Origin of the sequence: Oerskovia jenensis (genome assembly GCF_016907235.1) — a bacterium.
GTDB classification, from domain to species: domain Bacteria; phylum Actinomycetota; class Actinomycetes; order Actinomycetales; family Cellulomonadaceae; genus Oerskovia; species Oerskovia jenensis.
The window spans coordinates 3,612,681-3,631,224 of record NZ_JAFBBO010000001.1; the positions used below are offsets into that span (position 1 = coordinate 3,612,681).

General features: G+C 73.1%; 16 protein-coding genes. 9 read left to right on the forward strand and 7 right to left on the reverse strand.

Going from position 1 to position 18,544, the window contains the following annotated elements; genetic code table 11:
• Positions 1-20: 20 nt before the first annotated feature.
• Genes JOD49_RS16325 through JOD49_RS16345 form a run of 5 tightly spaced genes read right to left on the reverse strand, consistent with a single transcriptional unit; the run spans position 21 to position 6,074 of the window.
• Positions 21-428, reverse strand: coding sequence for a RidA family protein (locus tag JOD49_RS16325; RefSeq protein WP_138823291.1), 408 nt, complete (start codon positions 426-428; stop codon positions 21-23).
• A gap of 39 nt (positions 429-467) precedes the next feature.
• Positions 468-1,886: a type III PLP-dependent enzyme domain-containing protein gene (locus tag JOD49_RS16330; protein WP_205308105.1), complete on the reverse strand. Its 1,419-nt coding sequence runs from the start codon at positions 1,884-1,886 to the stop codon at positions 468-470.
• Positions 1,883-2,713 carry an IclR family transcriptional regulator gene (locus JOD49_RS16335; protein WP_205308106.1) on the reverse strand — a complete coding sequence of 277 codons (831 nt, stop codon included), beginning with the start codon at positions 2,711-2,713 and terminating at the stop codon, positions 1,883-1,885. Before JOD49_RS16335 ends, JOD49_RS16330 begins: the two co-directional genes overlap by 4 nt.
• A complete protein-coding gene (locus JOD49_RS16340) occupies positions 2,710-4,323 on the reverse strand; it encodes an N-acyl-D-amino-acid deacylase family protein (protein WP_205308107.1) in 1,614 nt (537 codons plus the stop codon). The genes JOD49_RS16335 and JOD49_RS16340 overlap by 4 nt, the downstream gene beginning before the upstream one ends.
• A complete protein-coding gene (locus JOD49_RS16345) occupies positions 4,320-6,074 on the reverse strand; it encodes a beta-N-acetylhexosaminidase (protein ID WP_205308108.1) in 1,755 nt (584 codons plus the stop codon). Before JOD49_RS16345 ends, JOD49_RS16340 begins: the two co-directional genes overlap by 4 nt.
• Positions 6,075-6,193: 119 nt before the next feature.
• Between JOD49_RS16345 and JOD49_RS16350 the strand changes: the two genes are divergently transcribed.
• From JOD49_RS16350 to hemQ, 8 genes are all read left to right on the forward strand, one after another.
• Positions 6,194-6,559, forward strand: coding sequence for an ACT domain-containing protein (locus tag JOD49_RS16350; protein ID WP_204809704.1), 366 nt, complete (start codon positions 6,194-6,196; stop codon positions 6,557-6,559).
• Between the two features lie 120 nt (positions 6,560-6,679).
• Positions 6,680-7,699, forward strand: a complete 1,020-nt coding sequence (locus JOD49_RS16355) for a LacI family DNA-binding transcriptional regulator (protein ID WP_191790923.1) — start codon at positions 6,680-6,682, stop codon at positions 7,697-7,699.
• A gap of 357 nt (positions 7,700-8,056) precedes the next feature.
• Positions 8,057-9,760, forward strand: a complete 1,704-nt coding sequence (locus JOD49_RS16360; RefSeq protein ID WP_205308109.1) for a glycoside hydrolase family 13 protein — start codon at positions 8,057-8,059, stop codon at positions 9,758-9,760.
• A 65-nt stretch (positions 9,761-9,825) separates the two neighbouring features.
• Positions 9,826-11,211 carry an ABC transporter substrate-binding protein gene (locus JOD49_RS16365; protein WP_205308111.1) on the forward strand — a complete coding sequence of 462 codons (1,386 nt, stop codon included), beginning with the start codon at positions 9,826-9,828 and terminating at the stop codon, positions 11,209-11,211.
• A gap of 340 nt (positions 11,212-11,551) precedes the next feature.
• Positions 11,552-12,508 carry a carbohydrate ABC transporter permease gene (locus tag JOD49_RS16370; protein WP_307822589.1) on the forward strand — a complete coding sequence of 319 codons (957 nt, stop codon included), beginning with the start codon at positions 11,552-11,554 and terminating at the stop codon, positions 12,506-12,508.
• 221 nt (positions 12,509-12,729) lie between these two features.
• Complete coding sequence (locus JOD49_RS16375; protein ID WP_239526549.1) at positions 12,730-13,617, forward strand: carbohydrate ABC transporter permease; 888 nt, start codon at positions 12,730-12,732, stop codon at positions 13,615-13,617.
• A 128-nt stretch (positions 13,618-13,745) separates the two neighbouring features.
• Positions 13,746-14,942, forward strand: coding sequence for a ferrochelatase (locus JOD49_RS16380; RefSeq protein WP_205308113.1), 1,197 nt, complete (start codon positions 13,746-13,748; stop codon positions 14,940-14,942).
• A 68-nt stretch (positions 14,943-15,010) separates the two neighbouring features.
• On the forward strand, positions 15,011-15,745 hold the full coding sequence (gene hemQ, locus JOD49_RS16385; RefSeq protein ID WP_205308114.1) for a hydrogen peroxide-dependent heme synthase: 735 nt from the start codon (positions 15,011-15,013) through the stop codon (positions 15,743-15,745).
• Here the strand turns inward: hemQ and JOD49_RS16390 are convergent.
• On the reverse strand, positions 15,730-16,062 hold the full coding sequence (locus JOD49_RS16390) for a hypothetical protein (RefSeq protein WP_205308116.1): 333 nt from the start codon (positions 16,060-16,062) through the stop codon (positions 15,730-15,732). The two genes, hemQ and JOD49_RS16390, sit on opposite strands and share 16 nt — an antisense overlap.
• Positions 16,063-16,190: 128 nt before the next feature.
• Between JOD49_RS16390 and JOD49_RS16395 the strand changes: the two genes are divergently transcribed.
• Positions 16,191-17,027 (forward strand): TspO-related membrane protein, encoded by an 837-nt coding sequence (locus JOD49_RS16395; RefSeq protein WP_205308118.1) that lies wholly within the window; start codon positions 16,191-16,193, stop codon positions 17,025-17,027.
• A 136-nt stretch (positions 17,028-17,163) separates the two neighbouring features.
• Here the strand turns inward: JOD49_RS16395 and JOD49_RS16400 are convergent, their stop codons facing one another.
• Positions 17,164-18,465: a Glu/Leu/Phe/Val family dehydrogenase gene (locus JOD49_RS16400; RefSeq protein ID WP_307822590.1), complete on the reverse strand. Its 1,302-nt coding sequence runs from the start codon at positions 18,463-18,465 to the stop codon at positions 17,164-17,166.
• Positions 18,466-18,544: the final 79 nt, after the last annotated feature.

The window sequence follows — 18,544 nt, forward strand, 5'->3', positions numbered from 1 at the left end:
CACTCAGCGGCGGCGGACCGTCAGTCCGTGATCGCGAGCCCGTCGATCTCGACCAGCATCTCCTCGCGGGGCAGGCCCGTGAAGACCGTGGTGCGGGCCGGCAGCACGCCACCCGGGCAGTTCGCCTCGACGAACGCGCCGTACGCGTCGTTCATGATCGGGAAGTCCTCGCGCTTGGTGAGGTAGACGCGCAGCATCACGACGTCGTCGAACGTGGCGCCCGCGCCCTCGACGATGGCCTTGACGTTCTCCAGGGTGCGCGTGGTCTGCGCCGCGACGTCCCCGGGGTACAGGTACTCGCTCGTCGCAGGGTCGACCGGGCCCTGACCCGAGACCTGGACGAACGGGCCCTTGCGCACACCCTGGTGGAAGGTGTGGGCCGGCGCCGGTGCGTGCGGGGTGCTGATCGGGGTCTTGGGGGTGCTCATCGTGTCTCTTTCTCTCGGGGGTGGTCCGGGGGACCGGGGTCAGAACTCGGTGCCGACGATGTCGACGACCTGGTCGTCGTCGCTCACGACCGCGGCCACACGCCATTTGTCGAACAGCGTGCACGGGTGCGAGATCCCGAACCCGACGACGTCGCCGGGCCGGATCCGCGTCGTGACCGGGGCGCTGCCCGCGGGCGTGGGGTCGATCGTGAGGTACAGGTGCTGGTCGTTGAGGCCCGTGACCCGGGCCCCCGCGAGGTCGTGCGCGGGACGCAGCGTGCCGTTCTCGTCGAGCGTGCGCAGCCACAGGGCCGTGGGCAGGTCGATGTCGTAGGACACGTCGCGTCGGCCCACGCCGCACAGCACGAGCCCGGGCTCGGGGACCGAGAGCACCTGGCCCCACACGACCGCGGCCGCGTGCATGGGCTCGCCGCCCGGGATGCGGTCCCAGGGGTCCATGCGGGCGCAGAAGCCGTGGTCGTGCGTGACGTACGCGCCCGAGCGCACGACGACGCGCACGTCGCGCGTGAGCGCCGCCCCGTCGGGGCCGTCGGTCCCCGCGGTGCCCGCGACCGTGAGCGGGCCGGGGAGCTCCGCGAGCACGACGTCGAGGAACGAGCTGCCGCCCGCGGTCACGACCACGGGCTCGTCGTCGGGCACGAGACCCTCGCGGACGAACGCGGCCGCGACGTCACGCAGGCCCCGGCAGTAGGCCGTGACCTGGGCGAGGTCCTCGGGCGTGGTGCCGCCCGCGGCCGACCCCTCGTACCCGGCGACGCCCGGCACGCGCAGCCCTGCGGCGCGCACCGCGCGGGCCAGGCCCAGCGCGTCGGCCGTGCTGCGCACGCCCGTCCGGCCGCCCGGGACGCCGACCTCGACGAGCACGCCGAGCCCCGCGACGACCTCGGGGGTCGCCCCCGCGAAGCCGCGCGTGAGGAGCCCGACGCCCTCGATCGAGTCGACGTACACCCACGCCTCGAACGGCGTGCCGCCGGGCACGACCGAGGCCTCGAGCTCGCGGCGCAGCCACGCGATGTCGCGCGGGTCCATGAGCTCGTTCGCGAGGAACACCCGCTCGACCCCCCACGTGCGCACCACGCGGAGCTGGGACGGGTTCGCGACGGTCGCGCCCCACGCCCCGGCGCGCGCCTGGCGCGCGTAGAGCGAGCGGGACATCGCGGTCTTGACGTGCGGTGCGTGCTCGACGCCGCGCTCGGCGCACAGCCGCGCCATGAGTGCCACGTTGTGGTCGAGCGCCGCGTCGTCGAGCGTGAGCAGCGGCCAGGAGAAGGCGTCGTCGGTGAGGCGGGGCGAGTCCGCGAGCACGTCGGCGACGGTCCGGTCGGCGTCGAGGCGCAGGCCCTTGGTCGCGGGCCCGACGACGAGGCCCAGATCCCCCGGCACGGCCGCGCGGCCGGACGGCGAGGTGGGGTGGTCGGGCTGGGTGGGGTGGGTCATGCGTTCCTCCCGGTGGGTTCGTAGCCGCAGCGCACGGAGCCCATCCCGGCGGAGACCGCGCGGGCGGCCTGCACGACGAGCGGGCCCAGCTCGCGTACCCGTGCGGGCGGCATGTGCGAGGCGAGGGCGGAGACGGAGAGCGCGCCGATCGCGGTCTCCGTGTGGTCGACCACGGCGGCCGCGACGCAGCGCACCTCGGCCTCGTTCTCACGGTCGTCGATCGCGTAGCCGCGCTGGGCGACCGTGCGGATCTCGGCCCGCAGGTGCTCGGGGCTCGTGACGGTGCGCGCGGTGACGGCGGGCATGGGGTGCTCGAGCACGGCGTCGAGGAGCTCGACGTCGCTCGCCGCGAGGATCGCCTTGCCGACGCCGGTGCAGTACAGCGGCATGCGCCGCCCGATGCGCGAGGCCATGCGCACGACTGCGGTGTTCTCCTTCTTGTCGATGTAGACGACGTCGAGGCCGTCGTGCACGACGAGGTGGCACGTGGCACCCGAGGCCCGCATGAGGGCCGCGAGGTGCGGTTCGGCGACCGTGCGCAGGTCGAGCCCTTCGAGGTACGCCTGGCCGAGCCGGAGCGTCCCGGCGCCGAGCACGAAGCGACCCGCAGGCGTGCGCCGGACCAGGTGGACCTCGACGAGCGGCGCGAGCAGGCGCGAGACCGTGCTCTTGTGCGTGCCCAGCACGTCCGCGAGCTCGACGAGGCTCAGGCCCCGCACGGCGTCGTGGCGCAGCGCGTCGAGGATCCCGAGGGCACGACGCAGCGACTGGGACGAGTTCCTGCTCCCGGCGTCGGCGGTCGCGGTGCTGCGCGGGTCGAGCGTCATGCGCGGCCCGCCGGGACGGTCGGTCGCAGCGCCCGGCCGGGGGTGGCTCCGGTGGGCTGCCCGCCCACGAGCACGGGGACGCCGGCGACGAGCACGTCGTCGATCCCGGTCGCGGGACGGCGCGGGTCCTCGTACGTCGCGACGTCCTGCACCGTCTCCGGGTCGAGCAGCACGACGTCGGCGCGCGCGCCGGGAGCCAGGCGACCCCGGTCGACGAACCCGAAGCGCTCGGCCGCGGCCGTGGACAGGTGCTGCTCGGCGTCGTGCCAGGTCCAGTCCCCGAGCGTGCGCACGTGCTCGGCGAGGAAGCGCGCGAACGCGCCCCAGCCGCGCGGGTGGGGTCGTCCTCCCTGGTAGATCGCGTCCGAGCCGCCCATCTGCGCGGGGTGGCGCAGGAGCGTGCGGACGGACTCGGGGGAGTTGGTCGGCGGCTGGGCGAAGACGCAGCCCGCACGCAGGTGCGTCGATACGAGGATGCGCAGCGTCGTGTCGACGGGGTCGAGGCCCAGGCGGTCGGCGACGTCGAGCAGGGCCATGCCCTCGCTCCACCGCAGCTCGCCGGGGACGGCGGCCATGGTCACGCGCTCCCAGAGGTCGGTGAGCCCGGGGAAGTGCTCGGCCTTGAGCCGCGCGACGACGTCGGGGTCCTGGAGCATCGCGACCGTGGCGTCCGGGTCCGCGATGGGCAGCCACGTGGGCAGCGAGACCATCGACAGGATCGAGGCGCCGCGCAGGTACGGGTAGGAGTCGAACGTGACGTCGAGCCCGGCCGCGTGCGCGTCCTCGACGTAGCCCACGAGCTCGGCCGCGGGGCCGTGGTAGTGCGAGACGTGGGTCGCGACGCCCGACGCCCGGGCGACCCGGACGAGCTCGGCCATCGCGGTCCCGGCCTTGTCCTCGTAGCCGCGCATGTGGCTCACGTGCGGCAGGCGCCGCTCGGCGAGGACGCGGGCCAGGGCGACGAGCTCGTCGTCGGTCGCGTTCGAGGCCGGGGCGTACTCGAGGCCCGTCGACATGCCGCACGCGCCGTCGTCGAGGGCTTCGCGCAGCAGGGCGACCATGCGCTCGGTCTCCTCGGGGGTCGCGGGCCGGGCCGCGCCCCCCAGGACGCCGTAGCGCAGCGTGCCGTGCGGCACGAGGTAGGCGACGTTGAGCGGCGTGGTGCCCTCGTAGGTCGCGAGCAGGTCCGCGACCGAGCCGCCCCGGAACGTCGGGTGCTCGCCGTTGATCGCGCTGAAGTAGCCCGTGGCCCAGGTGTGCGCGTCGGGGGTGCCGTCCGCGACGGGCAGGGGCGCCGAGGGGGCGTAGGAGACGCCGTCCTGCCCGACGACGATGCTCGTGACGCCCTGGCGCAGCATCGCGAGCTGCACGTCGGGGTCGAGGACCGCGGCCTCGCCGTGCACGTGGGAGTCGACGAAGCCGGGGAACGCGATACGTCCTGCGGCCTCGATCACGAGCGCCCCCGTCGGCACGGACGCAGTACCGGTCGGGACGACGTCGTCGATCAGGTCGCCCGCGACCAGCAGGTCGACGGGCTCCGACAGCCCCTCCGGGGTGGTGAGCCGTGCGCCGCGGACGACGAGCGTCACCCCCTGCTCCGTGGTGCTCATGCCTGTCCCTCCGAGTGCTCGTCGCGTCCCTCGACCCAGCCGCCCACGCCCGCCCAGCCGCCCGCGGCCATCTCCTGGTCGAGGTGGCGCAGGAAGCCGTGCACGCCCGGGCGCTGCTGCCAGGGCTTCGGCCCGTCGAGCGGGCGGTACTCGACCCCTGCCGCGTCGAGGCGCGGCAGGTGGTCGTGCTCGAGCCGCGCGAGGAACTCGGCCGAGGCCGACCCGCCCGGGGTGCGCTCCGCCGTCGGGCTCCAGACGACCTCCGCGAACGCCGCGAGGCGCGGGAACGCCGCGTAGTCGACGCGGCGCGGGGAGTCGAGGTGCTCGGACCAGACCTCGGCCTGGGCGCCCAGCAGGCGGCCGGGCGCGGCGTCGAGGCCCGGGTACTGCGCGAGGACCTCGGGCGGGAACGGGTCGAACGCGTAGACGTCCTCGACCGTGCGCAGGAAGCCGACGGGCACGGGCTCGTCCTCGCCGTCGCCCGCGCGGTGGTCCAGGTAGACGACCTGCTCGGGGGCCATGACGACGTCGTTGCCCGCCTCGAGCGCGTCCGCGCCGACCGTGAAGCCGCGCCACGCGGTCACGACGACGTCGCGCGGGAGCTGCGCGCCGAAGCCCTCGTCCCACACGACCGCGCGACGGCCCCGGGCCGTGACGTGCTCGCTCAGGCGCGCCAGGAACCAGCCCGCGAGGTCCGCGACGTCCGCGAGGCCGCGCTGCTCGGCGAGGGCCACGATCGCCGGGTTCTCGCGCCACAGCGTCGTGGGGACCTCGTCGCCGCCGATCGCGACCCAGGGGGAGTCGAAGACGTCGAGGACCTCGTCCAGCACGTTCGTGAAGAACTCGAGCGCCTCGTCCGACGGGTCGAGGACCTCGGTGCTCACGCCCCACGTGGTGCGCACGGCGTGCGGCGCCTTGCGGGTCCCGAGGAACGGGTAGGCCGCGACGGCCGCCTCGACGTGCCCGGGCGCGTCGATCTCCGGCACGACGACGACGCCCCGCTCGCGCGCGTAGGCGACGATCTCGCGCAGGTCGTCCTGGGAGTAGAAGCCGCCGTGCGGCCGACCGTCGAAGACCCCCGTGCGCCAGGTCCCGACGTTCGACTCGGTGCGCCAGCCCCCGACCTCCGTGAGCAGCGGGTAGCGGTGGACCTGCATGCGCCAGCCCTGGTCGTCCGTGAGGTGGAGCTGGACGACGTTGAGCTTGTGCGCCGCCGCGAGGTCGACGAACCGCAGCACCTCGCGCTTGGGCAGGAAGTGCCGGGCGACGTCGAGCAGCACGCCGCGCCAGCCGAAGCGCGGGTGGTCCTCGATCGTGAGGGCGGGCAGGTGGACGGTGCTGGCCGGGGCCGCGGCGACCGGCGCCGTACGGTAGGCCTGCGGGCCCGCGAGCTGTCGCAGCGTCTGGACGCCCGCGTGGGCACCGGCCGCGTCGGCGGACGTGAGCAGCACGGCCCCCGGGGTGATCTCGAGGCGGTAGCCGCCCGCGGGGCGCGACGCGTCGAGGGCGAGGGTCACGCCGGCGGGAGCGGCGCCGTCGGGCTCTGCTGAGGAGCGGGGCGCGGCGCTCACCGTGAACGGCAGGTCGAGACCGAACGCGTCCTCGGTGACCCGGCGCCACCAGCGCGCGGCGGCGGCCAGGGCGGGGTCCGTGCGGACCGGCGTGCCGTCGGTCAGCGGGAACGAGCCGGCGGCAGGCTGCAGGCTCACGGGTGCGGGCAGGAGCCCGGGTGTGGGGGTGGGGGCGCTCACGCGTCGAGCCTAACCACGGCTCGGCGCTCGAGGTGTGCCGCGCACAGGGGTTGTTGTGCACTGCACGACACTTCTCGGGGGCGATCCAGGTGTCGGTGGCGCGGCCTAGGCTCGCGGGCATGTCCGCGCAGAAGCTCCGCCTCCTCGACTCGTTCTTCACGCTCGCGCACGAGCCCCACTCGTCCTTCCCCGACGACGACGAGTGGGTCGCGCTCGTCCGCGCACCCGAGGGGCTGACCGTCCTGCGCGAGGCCTCGCCCTTCGGCGGCGGCGGCGACCGGTGGGCGGGGTTCTACGGCGACCCCCACGGACTCGGCAAGCCCGGCATGCTCGCGGCGATCGTGGGCCCGCTCGCCGAGGCGGGGATCGCGGTCTTCGTCGCGTCGACGTTCCACGCGGACCTGGTGCTGGTCCCCGAGGACTCGGTCGAGTCCGCCGCGGACGTGCTCACCGACGCGGGGCACACCGTCACGCGGGGACGCTGACGGGCCGCCGGTGCTGACGGGCCGCCGACGGGGCGGGCGGGAGCCTGACGAGCGCCGACGGGCCGCTCAAGGTTGCGCAAGCGAACGCAAGCCGCTTGCGCTCTGCGTATAGTCAGCAGCATGTCCAGACGACTTGCCGAGGTGGCCAAGAAGGTCGGTGTCAGCGAGGCCACGGTCAGCCGCGTGCTCAACGGCAAGCCCGGGGTCTCCCAGGCGACGCGCGACTCCGTCCTCACGGCCCTCGACGTGCTCGGGTACGAGCGCCCCACCAAGCTGCGCGGTGAGCGCGGACGGCTCGTCGGCCTCGTGCTCCCCGAGCTCGCCAACCCCATCTTCCCGGCGTTCGCCGAGGTCATCGGCGGGGCGCTCGCGCAGCAGGGGTTCACGCCCGTGCTCTGCACACGCACCGCAGGCGGCATCACCGAGTCCGAGTACATCGACCTGCTCCTCGGCCAGCAGGTCTCGGGCGTGCTCTTCGCGGGCGGGTTCTACGCCCAGCGCGAGGCGGACCACGAGCCGTACCGGCGCCTCGCCGAGCGCAACCTGCCCGTCGTCCTCATGAACGCCTCGATCGAGTCGCTCGACTTCCCGCGGGTCTCGTGCGACGACGTCGTCGCCATGAACCAGGCGCTCGGGCACCTGCTGTCGCTGGGGCACCGCCGGATCGGGCTGCTGCTCGGTCCCACGGACCACATCCCGTCCGAGCGCAAGCTCGCCGCGGCCCACGCGCTCGCGGCCCGCCACGGCGTGACCATCGACCCCGCGCTCGTCCAGCACAGCCAGTACTCGCTCGAGAGCGGCCAGGCCGCCTCGGTGCGGCTCCTCGACGCCGGGGCCACGGCGATCGTGTGCGCGAGCGACCCCCTTGCGCTCGGCGCGATCCGGGCCGTGCGCCGGGCCGGCAAGCAGGTGCCGACCGACGTCTCGGTCGTGGGCTACGACGACTCGGCGCTCATGAACTCGACCGATCCCGCGCTCACGACCGTCCGCCAGCCCATCGAGCCCATGGGGCGTGCGGCCGTCGACCTGCTCGCGAGCATGATCGCGGGGGCCGACGTGTCGCGCGACGAGCTGCTGTTCGAGCCCGAGCTCGTGGTGCGCGGCTCGACCGCGCCGTTGCGGAGCGCCACGACCGACTAGCCACGCGCCGCCGACGAGGGCGCCGTCCCGGGGGATCCCGGGGCGGCGCCCTCCGTGCTGCCCGCGTCTGCCCCCGTCCGCCCCGGCCCCTGCCAGCCGTCGAGTGCGGAGTAGTTGCACCGCCCGCGCCTTCACGGGAGCAACTACTCCGCACACAGCGAGGGGTTCCCCGGCGAAGGTCGCGTTTTCATAACGCTCCTGTCGAGTTCTTGCGTGATTGCTGTCGAGTGATTACGTTGATCCCCAGACGCCGGATCCCGCGGATCGGGAGTCCAGCGGCACACCCACCCGGGTCGCCGCGCTCGACGAGGAGCACCCGTTCACGGCTGAACGGGACGGACGGAAGACGAGGACACGGTGCGCGAGGACGACTCGACCCGAGGGGCCGACCCCACCTGGTGGCGGGACGCGGTCATCTACCAGGTGTACGTGCGCAGCTTCGCGGACGGCGACGGCGACGGCACGGGCGACCTGGCCGGCGTGCGGCAGCACCTGCCGTACCTGCGGGACCTGGGTGTCGACGCCATCTGGTTCACCCCCTGGTACCTGTCCCCGCTCGCCGACGGCGGCTACGACGTCGCGGACTACCGCGAGATCGACCCCCAGTTCGGCACGCTCACCGAGGCCGAGCAGCTCATCGCCGCGGCGCGCGAGCTGGGCATCCGCACCATCGTCGACGTCGTGCCCAACCACGTCTCGGCCGCGCACCGCTGGTTCCAGGCCGCGCTCGCCGCCGGCCCCGGCTCGCCCGAGCGCGAGCGCTTCTGGTTCCACCCCGGCAAGGGTCCGGGCGGCGACGAGATGCCCACGCACTGGGTCTCCGACTTCCAGGGCACCACCTGGACCCGCACCACGAACCCCGACGGCACACCCGGCGAGTGGTACCTGCACCTGTTCACGCCCGAGCAGCCGGACCTCAACTGGAACCACCCCGACGTGCGGCGCGAGCACGAGGACATCCTGCGGTTCTGGTTCGACCGCGGCGCCGCGGGCATCCGCATCGACTCCGCCGCGCTGCTCGTCAAGGACGCCACGCTGCCCGAGGTCCCGGCTCACCCCGGCCCGGGCGAGCACCCCCACGTCGACCGTGACGAGATCCACGACGTCTACCGCGGCTGGCGTACCGTCGCCGAGTCCTACGACGAGCCGCGCGTCCTGGTGGGCGAGGTCTGGCTCGCCGACCGCGCCCGGTTCGCGCAGTACCTGCGCCCCGACGAGATGCACACCGCGTTCAACTTCGACTTCATGGCCCGCCCCTGGGACGCCAAGGCCCTGCGCGAGTCCGTCCAGACGACGCTCGACGCGCACGCCCCCGTCGGCGCCCCCGCCACGTGGGTCCTGTCCAACCACGACGTGACCCGCCCCGTGACGCGCTACGGCCGCGAGGACAGCGCGTTCGCGTTCGGGGCCAAGCGCTTCGGGACGCCGACCGACCTGGCCGCGGGCCGCCGTCGGGCCCGCGCCGCCGCGCTGCTGTCCGCCGCGCTGCCCGGCTCGCTGTACGTCTACCAGGGCGACGAGCTCGGCCTGCCCGAGGTCGAGGACCTCCCGCTCGACGTCATCAACGACCCCATGCACTTCCGGTCCGGGGGAGTGGACCCCGGCCGCGACGGCTGCCGCGTCCCCCTGCCGTGGACGCGCGGCGGCACCAGCCACGGGTTCGGGCCCGACGACGGCGCTCACCCCTGGCTGCCCCAGCCGGCCGGGTGGGGCGACCTGTCGGTCGAGGCGCAGGCGGGCGACGACGCGTCGATGCTCAGCCTCTACCGCCGTGTGCTCGCGCTGCGCCGCACCGAGCCCGCGTTCCGCGGCGACTTCGCCTGGGCCGACGACGCCCTGTCCGGCGAGGCGACGAGCGACCAGGTGCTCGCGTTCACGCGCGGCGACGTGCTGTGCGTCGTCAACCTCGGCCCCGCCGTCCCGCTGCCCGCCGGGTACGACGTGCTCCTGACGAGCGCCGACCTCGAGAACGGCCCCACGGGTGCCGAGGTCCCCACCGACACGGCCGCGTGGCTGCGGCGCACCCCGCCCGGCCACGCGACCGGCACCACCCCCGCCTGACGGCACCCGACACGCACCACCCGACACGCACCACCCGCACACCCGCCCGACAAGGAGCAGAGACAATGAAGTCCACACGCCGCGCGATCGCCCTCACCCTCGTGGGGGCCCTCACCGCCACCGCCCTCGCCGCCTGCTCGAGCTCCGGCTCTGGCGACGACGAGTCCGCCGACGGGAAGACCACCCTCAAGGTCGTCTCCCTCCTGCCCGGCTCCGAGCCCGAAGCCATCGACGCCTTCAACGAGCAGGTCAAGCAGTTCGAGGACGCCAACCCCGACATCGACGTCGTGCCCGAGGAGTACGAGTGGAAGGCGACCACGTTCGCCGCCCAGCTCGCCGGCGGCACCCTGCCCGACGTGTTCGAGATCCCGTTCACCGACGCCAAGACCCTCGTCGAGAACAAGCAGATCGCCGACCTCGACACCCAGTTCCGCACCCTGCCCTACGCCGACAAGTTCAACCCCGCGATCATCGACGCCGGCACCGGACCCGACGGACACGTCTACGCCATCCCCGCCAAGAACGTCTACGGCGTCGGCCTCCACTACAACCGGGCCCTGTTCGAGTCCGCGGGCCTCGACCCCGACTCCCCGCCCACCACCTGGGACCAGGTCCGCGAGTACGCCAAGAAGATCGCCGACGCCAACCCCGGCGTCGCCGGCTACGCCCAGATGACGCAGAACAACACCGGCGGCTGGCAGCTCACCGTCAACACCTACTCGCGCGGCGGCCGCGTCCAGGACGTCGACGACGACGGCAAGGCCACCGAGTCGCTCGACAACGACGGCACCAAGGAAGCCCTCGAGTTCCTGCAGGCCCTGCGCTGGGAGGACAACTCCATGGGCAGCAACTTCCTGCTCGACTGGGGCACCATGAACGAGGCCTTCGCCGCAGGCCAGGTCGGCATGTACACGTCGGGCTCCGACGTCTACACCTCGATGGTCCAGTCCAACGGGCTCGACCCCGCGACCTACGGCCTCACCGCGCTGCCCCTCGACGGCGACGACGCCGGCGTCCTCACGGGCGGCACGCTCGCCGCGATGCCCGCCCAGGCCACCGACGAGAAGAAGGCCGCCGCCGTCAAGTGGATCGACTTCTTCTACCTGAACAAGCTCGTCGACCAGGACGCCGCCGTCAAGGACGCCCAGACGCTCGTCGCGAGCGACCAGCCCGTCGGCACCCCCGTGCTCCCCATGTTCAGCAAGGAGCAGTACCTCGAGAACCAGGAATGGATCAAGGACTACATCAACGTCCCGCTGAACCAGATGACCGGGTACACCGACACCATGTTCGACCTGCCCCTCGTCGGTGAGCCGTCGCAGAAGACGCAGGAGATCTACGCGCTCATGGACCCCGTCGTCCAGGCCGTGCTGACCGACCAGAACGCCGACATCGACAAGCTGCTGGCGGACGCGAACAAGCAGGCCCAGGCGCTGCTCGACCAGGGGTGATCCTCTCCGCGGGGTGAGGCGGGGGACGGGGCCGGGCCTTCCATCCGGCCTCGTTCCTCGGCCTCCCGCCAGGCCCACCACGGCCCGGCCCCGTCCCCTGCCTCACCCCGGGCCCTCACCCTGTCTCGCCGGGTGCTCACCGGGTGCCCGTGAGGGGGGGCTCGGCCCCGGCCCCCCGCCCCGCCCCGGGTACTCACCCAGTCTCGGCGGGTCCTCTCCCGGAGCTCGTGAGATCGGGCGGCCCGGCTCCCATCCTCCCGGTCGGTCGCGAGCCCCCGCTGGCGACCGACCGGGAACCCTCCTCTTCTCCTGACCTCTCCTCGACCCCGAAGGGCCTTCCGTGACCGCCACCAGTGCACCGGCGCGCAGACGCCACGAAGCGCCGGCCGACAAGCCCGCCCGACGACGGTCGCCCGTGACCTGGGTGCGTGGCGGCGGGCTCAGCAACCTGATCTTCCTGCTGCCCGTGATCGTGATCTTCGGGGTCTTCTCGTGGTTCCCGATCGTGCGCGCGCTCCTCATGAGCGTGCAGGAGACGAACCTCGTCGACACCCAGTTCGTGGGGCTCGACAACTTCCGGTACGTGCTCGCCGACCCGCTGCTGTGGACCGCGGTCAGGAACACGGCCTACTTCGCGTTCCTCGCGCTGCTGTTCGGGTACCCCGTCCCCCTCGTGGCCGCGGTGCTGATGAGCGAGGTGCGCCGGTACAAGGGGCTCTACTCGGCGCTCGCGTACCTGCCGGTCGTCGTGCCGCCCGTCGTGGCCGTGCTGCTGTGGAAGTTCTTCTACGACGCCGGCCCCCACGGCGTGTTCAACACGATCCTCGGCTGGGTGGGCCTGGGGCCGTACCCGTGGCTCCAGGACGCGACCACGGCCATGCCCTCGCTCGTCCTCGCGGCCACGTGGGCCGGCGCGGGCGGCACGATCATCATCTACCTCGCGGCGCTCACGAGCGTCCCGCCCGAGCTGTACGACGCCGCCGAGGTCGACGGCGCGGGCGTGTGGCGCAAGGTGTGGCACGTGACCATGCCCCAGCTCCGCGGGGTCCTGTTCATCACGCTGATCCTGCAGATCATCGGGACCGCGCAGGTGTTCCTCGAGCCGTACCTGTTCACGGGCGGCGGCCCCGCGAACTCGACCATCACGATCCTGCTGCTCATCTACAACTACGCGTTCGCGAACAGCCTGGGCGGCAACTACGGCGCGGCGACCGCGCTGTCGCTCATGCTCGCGCTCGCCCTCGCGGCCTTCTCCGCCCTGTACTTCCGCCTGACCCGGTCCTGGAGCACCTCATGACGACCCCGCGCACCGACCGTCCCGCCGCCGTCCCGCCCGGGACGCCCGGCAGCACGCCCGACGTCACCGGGCCCGACGGCGCAGCCCGCCCCGGCGAGTACCCCTCGCCCCTGGAGATCTCGGCCCAGGGCGGCGGCTCCATGGCGGGGCTCGCCGAGAGGGCCTACCTGACCAGACGCGAGGGCGACGCGGCGCGCGAACGCAGGCGGCGCCGTCGGGCCATGGACGGCGTGGCCGACCGGGGCGCGGTGTCCGTCGCGGACTGGCGACGCCCGTCGGTGCGGTTCGGGATGGGCGGGACGCACGTCCTGCTGCTCGTGCTGCTCGTGGTCGCGGGGCTCGGGCCCATGCTGCTGCTCGCGAAGTTCGCGGTCACGCCCACGCAGGACATCCTGCGCACGCCCATGGCGATCTTCCCGAACGGCATCGCGTGGGACAACCTCGACAAGGCGTGGAACGAGGTGCAGGTCAGCAAGTACTTCTTCAACACGATCTGGCTCGCGCTGGGCTCGTGGGCCGTGCAGATGGTCGTCGCGACGACCGCGGGCTACGGGCTCTCGGTGCTGCGCCCGCGCTACGGCAAGGCGATCCAGGCCGCGGTGCTGTCGACCATGTTCATCCCGGCCGTGGTACTCCTCGTGCCCCTGTACCTGACGATCCTGGACCCGCCGCTGCTGGGCACCTCGCTCATCAACAGCTTCTGGGCGGTGTGGTTGCCCGCGGGCGCGAGCGCGTTCAACGTGCTGCTCGTGCAGCGGTTCTTCGACAACCTGCCGCGCGAGGTCTTCGAGGCCGCGCGGGTCGACGGCGCGGGTCCCTACCGGCTGTTCTGGTCGATCGTGCTGCCCATGTCCAAGCCCATCCTGGGCGTGGTGTCGGTGTTCGCGATCATCGCGAGCTGGAAGGACTTCCTCTGGCCGCTCCTGGTCCTCAAGGACCCCCTGATCCAGCCGCTGTCGGTGCGCCTGCCCGCGATCGCGGCCACGACCGACAAGGGCGTGTTCCTCGCGGCGCTCGCGATCTCGACCATCATCCCGGTGCTGCTGTTCCTCGTGTTCCAGCGCACGTTCCTGCAGGGTGCGGGGCTCGGCGGAGCGGTCAAGGGATAGTCGCGGGGCAGCGGTCCCACGCCCCGGGCGAGGTCGAGAGATGTTCTGACGAACTGTCCCGTCAATGTCACGTCCGCGTCGCACTCCTCGGGCGGAGAACCCCCAGGTGCGGCTGAGATGATGCGGACATGCCCTCGTACTCGCCCCAGACGACGGCCGCCGGACCCGGTGCACGGACCAGCACCGCTCCTGCCGCTGCCGCAGAAGTCCGCCCCTACGACGCCCTCCTCCTCTACTCGTTCGGAGGGCCCAACAAGCCCGAGGACGTCGTGCCGTTCCTGCGCAACGTCACGGTCGGCAAGGGGATCCCCGACGAACGACTCGAGGAGGTCGGTGAGCACTACTACGGGTTCGGCGGCAAGAGCCCCATCAACGAGCAGAACCTCGCCCTCAAGGCTGCGCTCGAGGAAGAGCTCGCGGACCGCGGGATCGATCTGCCCGTCGTGTGGGGCAACCGCAACTGGGAGCCCTACACGCGCGACGCCGTCGAGCAGCTCGCCGAGGTCGGCGCGAAGCGCGCCGTAGCCCTCGTGACCTCGGCCTTCTCGTCCTACTCGGGCTGCCGTCAGTACCGCGAGGACCTCGCGCTCACGCTCGACGCGCGCGGCGAGCTCGGCCCCGACGGCTCGACCGGCATCCAGTTCGACAAGGTGCGCTCGTACTTCAACCACCCCGGTTTCGCGCAGGCGAACGTCGACGCGGTGCTCGAGGCGTACGAGGCGCTCGCGGCCAAGGGCGGCGACGTCCGCGAGGCCCGGCTAGTGTTCGTCACGCACTCGATCCCGCTGACCATGGAGGCCGCGTCGCGCATCTCGCACGCGACCTACTCGCGCCAGCACCTCGACCTGGCCCGCGTCGTCGCGGAGGAGGTCTCGACCCGCCTCGGCCACGACGTCGAGTGGAACCTGACGTTCTGCTCGCGCTCGGGCCCGCCCGCACAGCCGTGGCTCGAGCCCGACGTCAACGACCACCTCGAGTCGCTGGCCGCCGACGACGTCACGAACGTCGTGCTCTCGCCCATCGGTTTCGTGTCGGACCACATGGAGGTCGCGTACGACCTCGACACCGAGGCCATGGAGACCGCGACGCGCCTCGGGATCACCGCGGTGCGTGCCGGGACCGTCGGCACCCGGGCGCCCTTCGTCAAGGGCCTGGTGGACCTGGTCCTCGAGCGGGCCGCGATCGCCCGCGACGAGAAGTTCACCGAGGCCGTGGTCGGCGAGCTGGGCGCGTTCCGCTCGGTGTGCGCCCCGGACTGCTGCCTGCGCCGCGACGGGGAGCCCAGCGGCATCCCGGCGCTGTGCAGCACCGACGTGAACCGCTGACCCCCACGCCCCGCACGACTCCCGGGACGTCGACGTGCCGGGAGCACGCACTTCAGAGAGGCACGACGATGAACGACGCGCACCGCGTCCCCGTGGACCACGAGCAGATCAACGACGCGATCCGCTACACCATGTGGTCGGTCTTCGCGCTGGCCGAGTCCCTGCCGGCCGACGCCGCCGAGCGCACCGAGATGGTCGAGGCCGCGCTCGCCGCGGTGGGCGGCGGCGAGGACCCCGCGGCCGTCGACGGTGACCTCGTGGTCCGCGGCTGGTACGACCTGGGCGGCCTGCGCTCCGACGCGGACCTCATGGTCTGGTGGCACGGGCCGACGATCGAGTCCGTCCAGGGTGCCTACCAGCGCCTGCGGGCCAGCGAGCTCGGTCGCCACCTCGAGCCCGTCTGGTCGAACGCGGCCCTGCACCGCCCGGCCGAGTTCAACCGCGGGCACGTCCCGGCGTTCCTCATGCACGAGGAGCCCTCGGCGTACCTGTGCGTGTACCCGTTCGTGCGGTCGTACGACTGGTACCTCCTGCCCGACGCCGAGCGCCGCACCATGCTGCGCGACCACGGCCTCGCGGCGCGCGACTACCCGGACGTGCGCGCGAACACGGTCGCGTCGTTCGCGCTCGGCGACTACGAGTGGCTGCTGGCCTTCGAGGCCCAGGAGCTGCACCGCATCGTCGACCTCATGCGCGAGCTGCGTGCGACCGAGGCACGCCGCCACGTGCGCGAGGAGACGCCGTTCTTCACGGGTCCGCGGACCACGCTCATCGAGTGGGCGGGCCGTCAGCCCTTGTCCTGACCCGGTGCCCTGCCGCTGAGTGCGGAGTAGTCGTCGCCGATCCGCCCGATCCGCGACAGCTGCTCCGCACTCGGCGTCTCCGGGGTGTCGCGGGCGTCGAGGATGCGGCCCAGCGCCCCGAACAGGTCGACCGACATCGGCACGTGGCCGTGCTCCCACGCCGGGGCGACGTGCTGCTGCTCGGCGAAGGTCCGGTCCGCGATCGCCGTGAGACCTGCCGTCCCTGCCGCCGACCCCGCACGGTCGCCGGACGTCTCTGCCCCGGGGGCCAGGACGTGGACGAGCGCGCCGAGCGCCGCTCGCAGCATGCTGTTCATGTGGTTCTCCGACGGCGGGCCGCGTCGCGGCGATCTGCTGGCGCCGGAGCGTAACCGCTCGGAGGCCCTTGACACCAGCGGAAGGCGTCCCAGATGCTCAGCATGCTGAGTGTTGGCATGCTGGGACCATGAGCAGCACCCGAGAAGCCACCTCAGCCCAGCCCGCCACGGGACCCACGGCCACCGACCGACTTCGCCAGGTCACCGTCCTCGTCGGGGCAGTGGTCGCGATCGTCGGCGCCGCGTACGGCTCCGGCGCGTTCGGCGGGCAGGCGATCCAGGACGCCGCCGACGGCGCCCTGTCCGCCGACGCGACGGTCGTCGCCCCCGACGGTCCGGCGTTCTCCATCTGGTCCCTCATCTACCTGGGGCTCGCGGTCTTCGCCGTCTACCAGGTGCTTCCGCGGACCGCGACCGACCCGCGCCTGCGGGCCGTGTCCTGGTGGGTCCTGGCTTCGATGCTGCTGAACGCCGCGTGGATCGGCGTGGTCCAGACCGGCGTCCTGCCGCTGAGCGTGCTGGTGATCGCCGTCCTCGTCGCCGTGCTCGCCGTCATCCTCGTGCGGCTCGTGCGCACCCCGCCCACGAGCCGTGTGCAGGCCGTGGTCCTCGACGGCACGATCGGCCTCTACCTCGGCTGGGCGAGCGTCGCGACGCTCGCGAACGTCGCCGCGACCCTCGCGGACGCGGGCGTGGGTGAGCTGGGGCTCGGTGCGAGCTCGTGGGGCGTCGTGGTGGTCGCTGCCGGCGCAGCGCTCTCCGTCGCCTACGCGGTCTTCGCCGCGCGCCGACCCGTTGCTGCGATCGGCATCGGGCTCGCGATGGCCTGGGGCCTGGGGTGGATCGCGTACGGTCGGGCGAACGGCCCGCTCCTCGACAGCACGGTCGCGGTCGCGGCGGCCATCGCCGCCGCCGTCGCGATCCTCGCCCCCGTCGTGACCACGGTGCGCGCCCGTCGCGGCTGACGCTGCGCCGTCGGGCCGGCAGCACGGAGGGGCCTGCGCGTCGCAGCGCACGCGTGGGCCGCGCCCTGACGCACCGCAGGGCGGCCCTCCTGCGAGGACCGCCCTGCAGCGCCGGGTGCGGCCGGAGCGCCGGACCCTACGGGTAGAGCCCGCGGATCTGGTGCGCCTCGGCCGTGCGCTGGATGCCGATGACCAGCGCGGCGTCGCGCAGGCTCAGCTCCTCGCGGCGGGCCAACGACGAGACCCCCTGGTAGGCCACGTGCATGCGGTGCTCGAGCTTCTCGCCGATCTCCTGCTCGGTCCACCAGTACGCCTGGTTCGCCTGGACCCACTCGAAGTAGGACACGACGACGCCGCCCGCGTTGGCGAGGATGTCCGGCACGACCGTCACGCCGTTCTTGGCGAGGATGCGGTCGCCCGCCGCGGTCGTCGGGCCGTTGGCTCCTTCGACGACCCAGCGGGCCTTGACGGTGTGCGCGGTCTCGTCGTCGAGCACGCCCTCCACGGCCGCCGGGATGAGCACGTCCACGGGCAGCGCGAGCAGCGCGTGGTTGTCGATCGGCTCGGCGTCCTCGAACCCGACCACGGTCCCCGTCTCGGCGACGTGCCGGAACAGCGCCGCGACGTCGAGCCCGTCCTCGTCGTGGATGCCGCCGTACTGGTCGCTCACCGCGACGACCCGGGCGCCCTGGCCCGCGAGGATCGCCGCCGCGTGCGAGCCGACCTTGCCGAAGCCCTGGACCGCGATCGAGGCGTCCGAGAGCTCGAGGCCCGCCTCGGCGAGCGCGGCCCTGGTCGTGTGCACCACGCCCTGCGAGGTCGCCGTCGTGCGTCCGAGAGATCCGCCCACGGGGATGGGCTTGCCCGTCACGACGCCCGGGATCGTGTACCCCTGGTTGACCGAGTAGGTGTCCATGACCCACGCCATGGTCTGCTCGTTGGTGCCCATGTCGGGCGCCATGATGTCCCGCTCGGGGCCGATGACGGGCATGATCTCGCTCGTGTACCGGCGGGTCACGCGCTCGAGCTCGGCCTGCGAGTACTGGCGCGGGTCGATCGAGACGCCGCCCTTGGCCCCGCCGTACGGCAGGTCCACGACGGCGCACTTCCAGGTCATCCACATCGCGAGCGCGCGCACCTCCTCGATGTCGACGCTCGGGTGGTACCGCAGCCCGCCCTTGCCCGGGCCGCGCGAGACGTTGTGCTGCACGCGGTAGCCGCGGAACAGCACGATCTCGCCGTTGTCGCGCCGCAGCGGGACGGAGACGTTGACCTCGCGGCGCGGGGTCGCGAGCATCTCGTGCAGGCCCGGGTCGTACCCGAGGATCTCGACCGCGCTCGCGAGCTGGCTGTGGGCCGTCGCGAGGGCCGAGGCCTTCTCGTGCGTGGGGGCGGGCGGGGTGGCACCGCTGGTGGGCGGCGTTGACGTCGTCGTCACTCTTCCTCCGGGTGATGAGGGTCTCCCGGTCCCGAGGTGAGGGACCGTGCCCGTCCAACGTACCGCCAGGTCGGGGCCC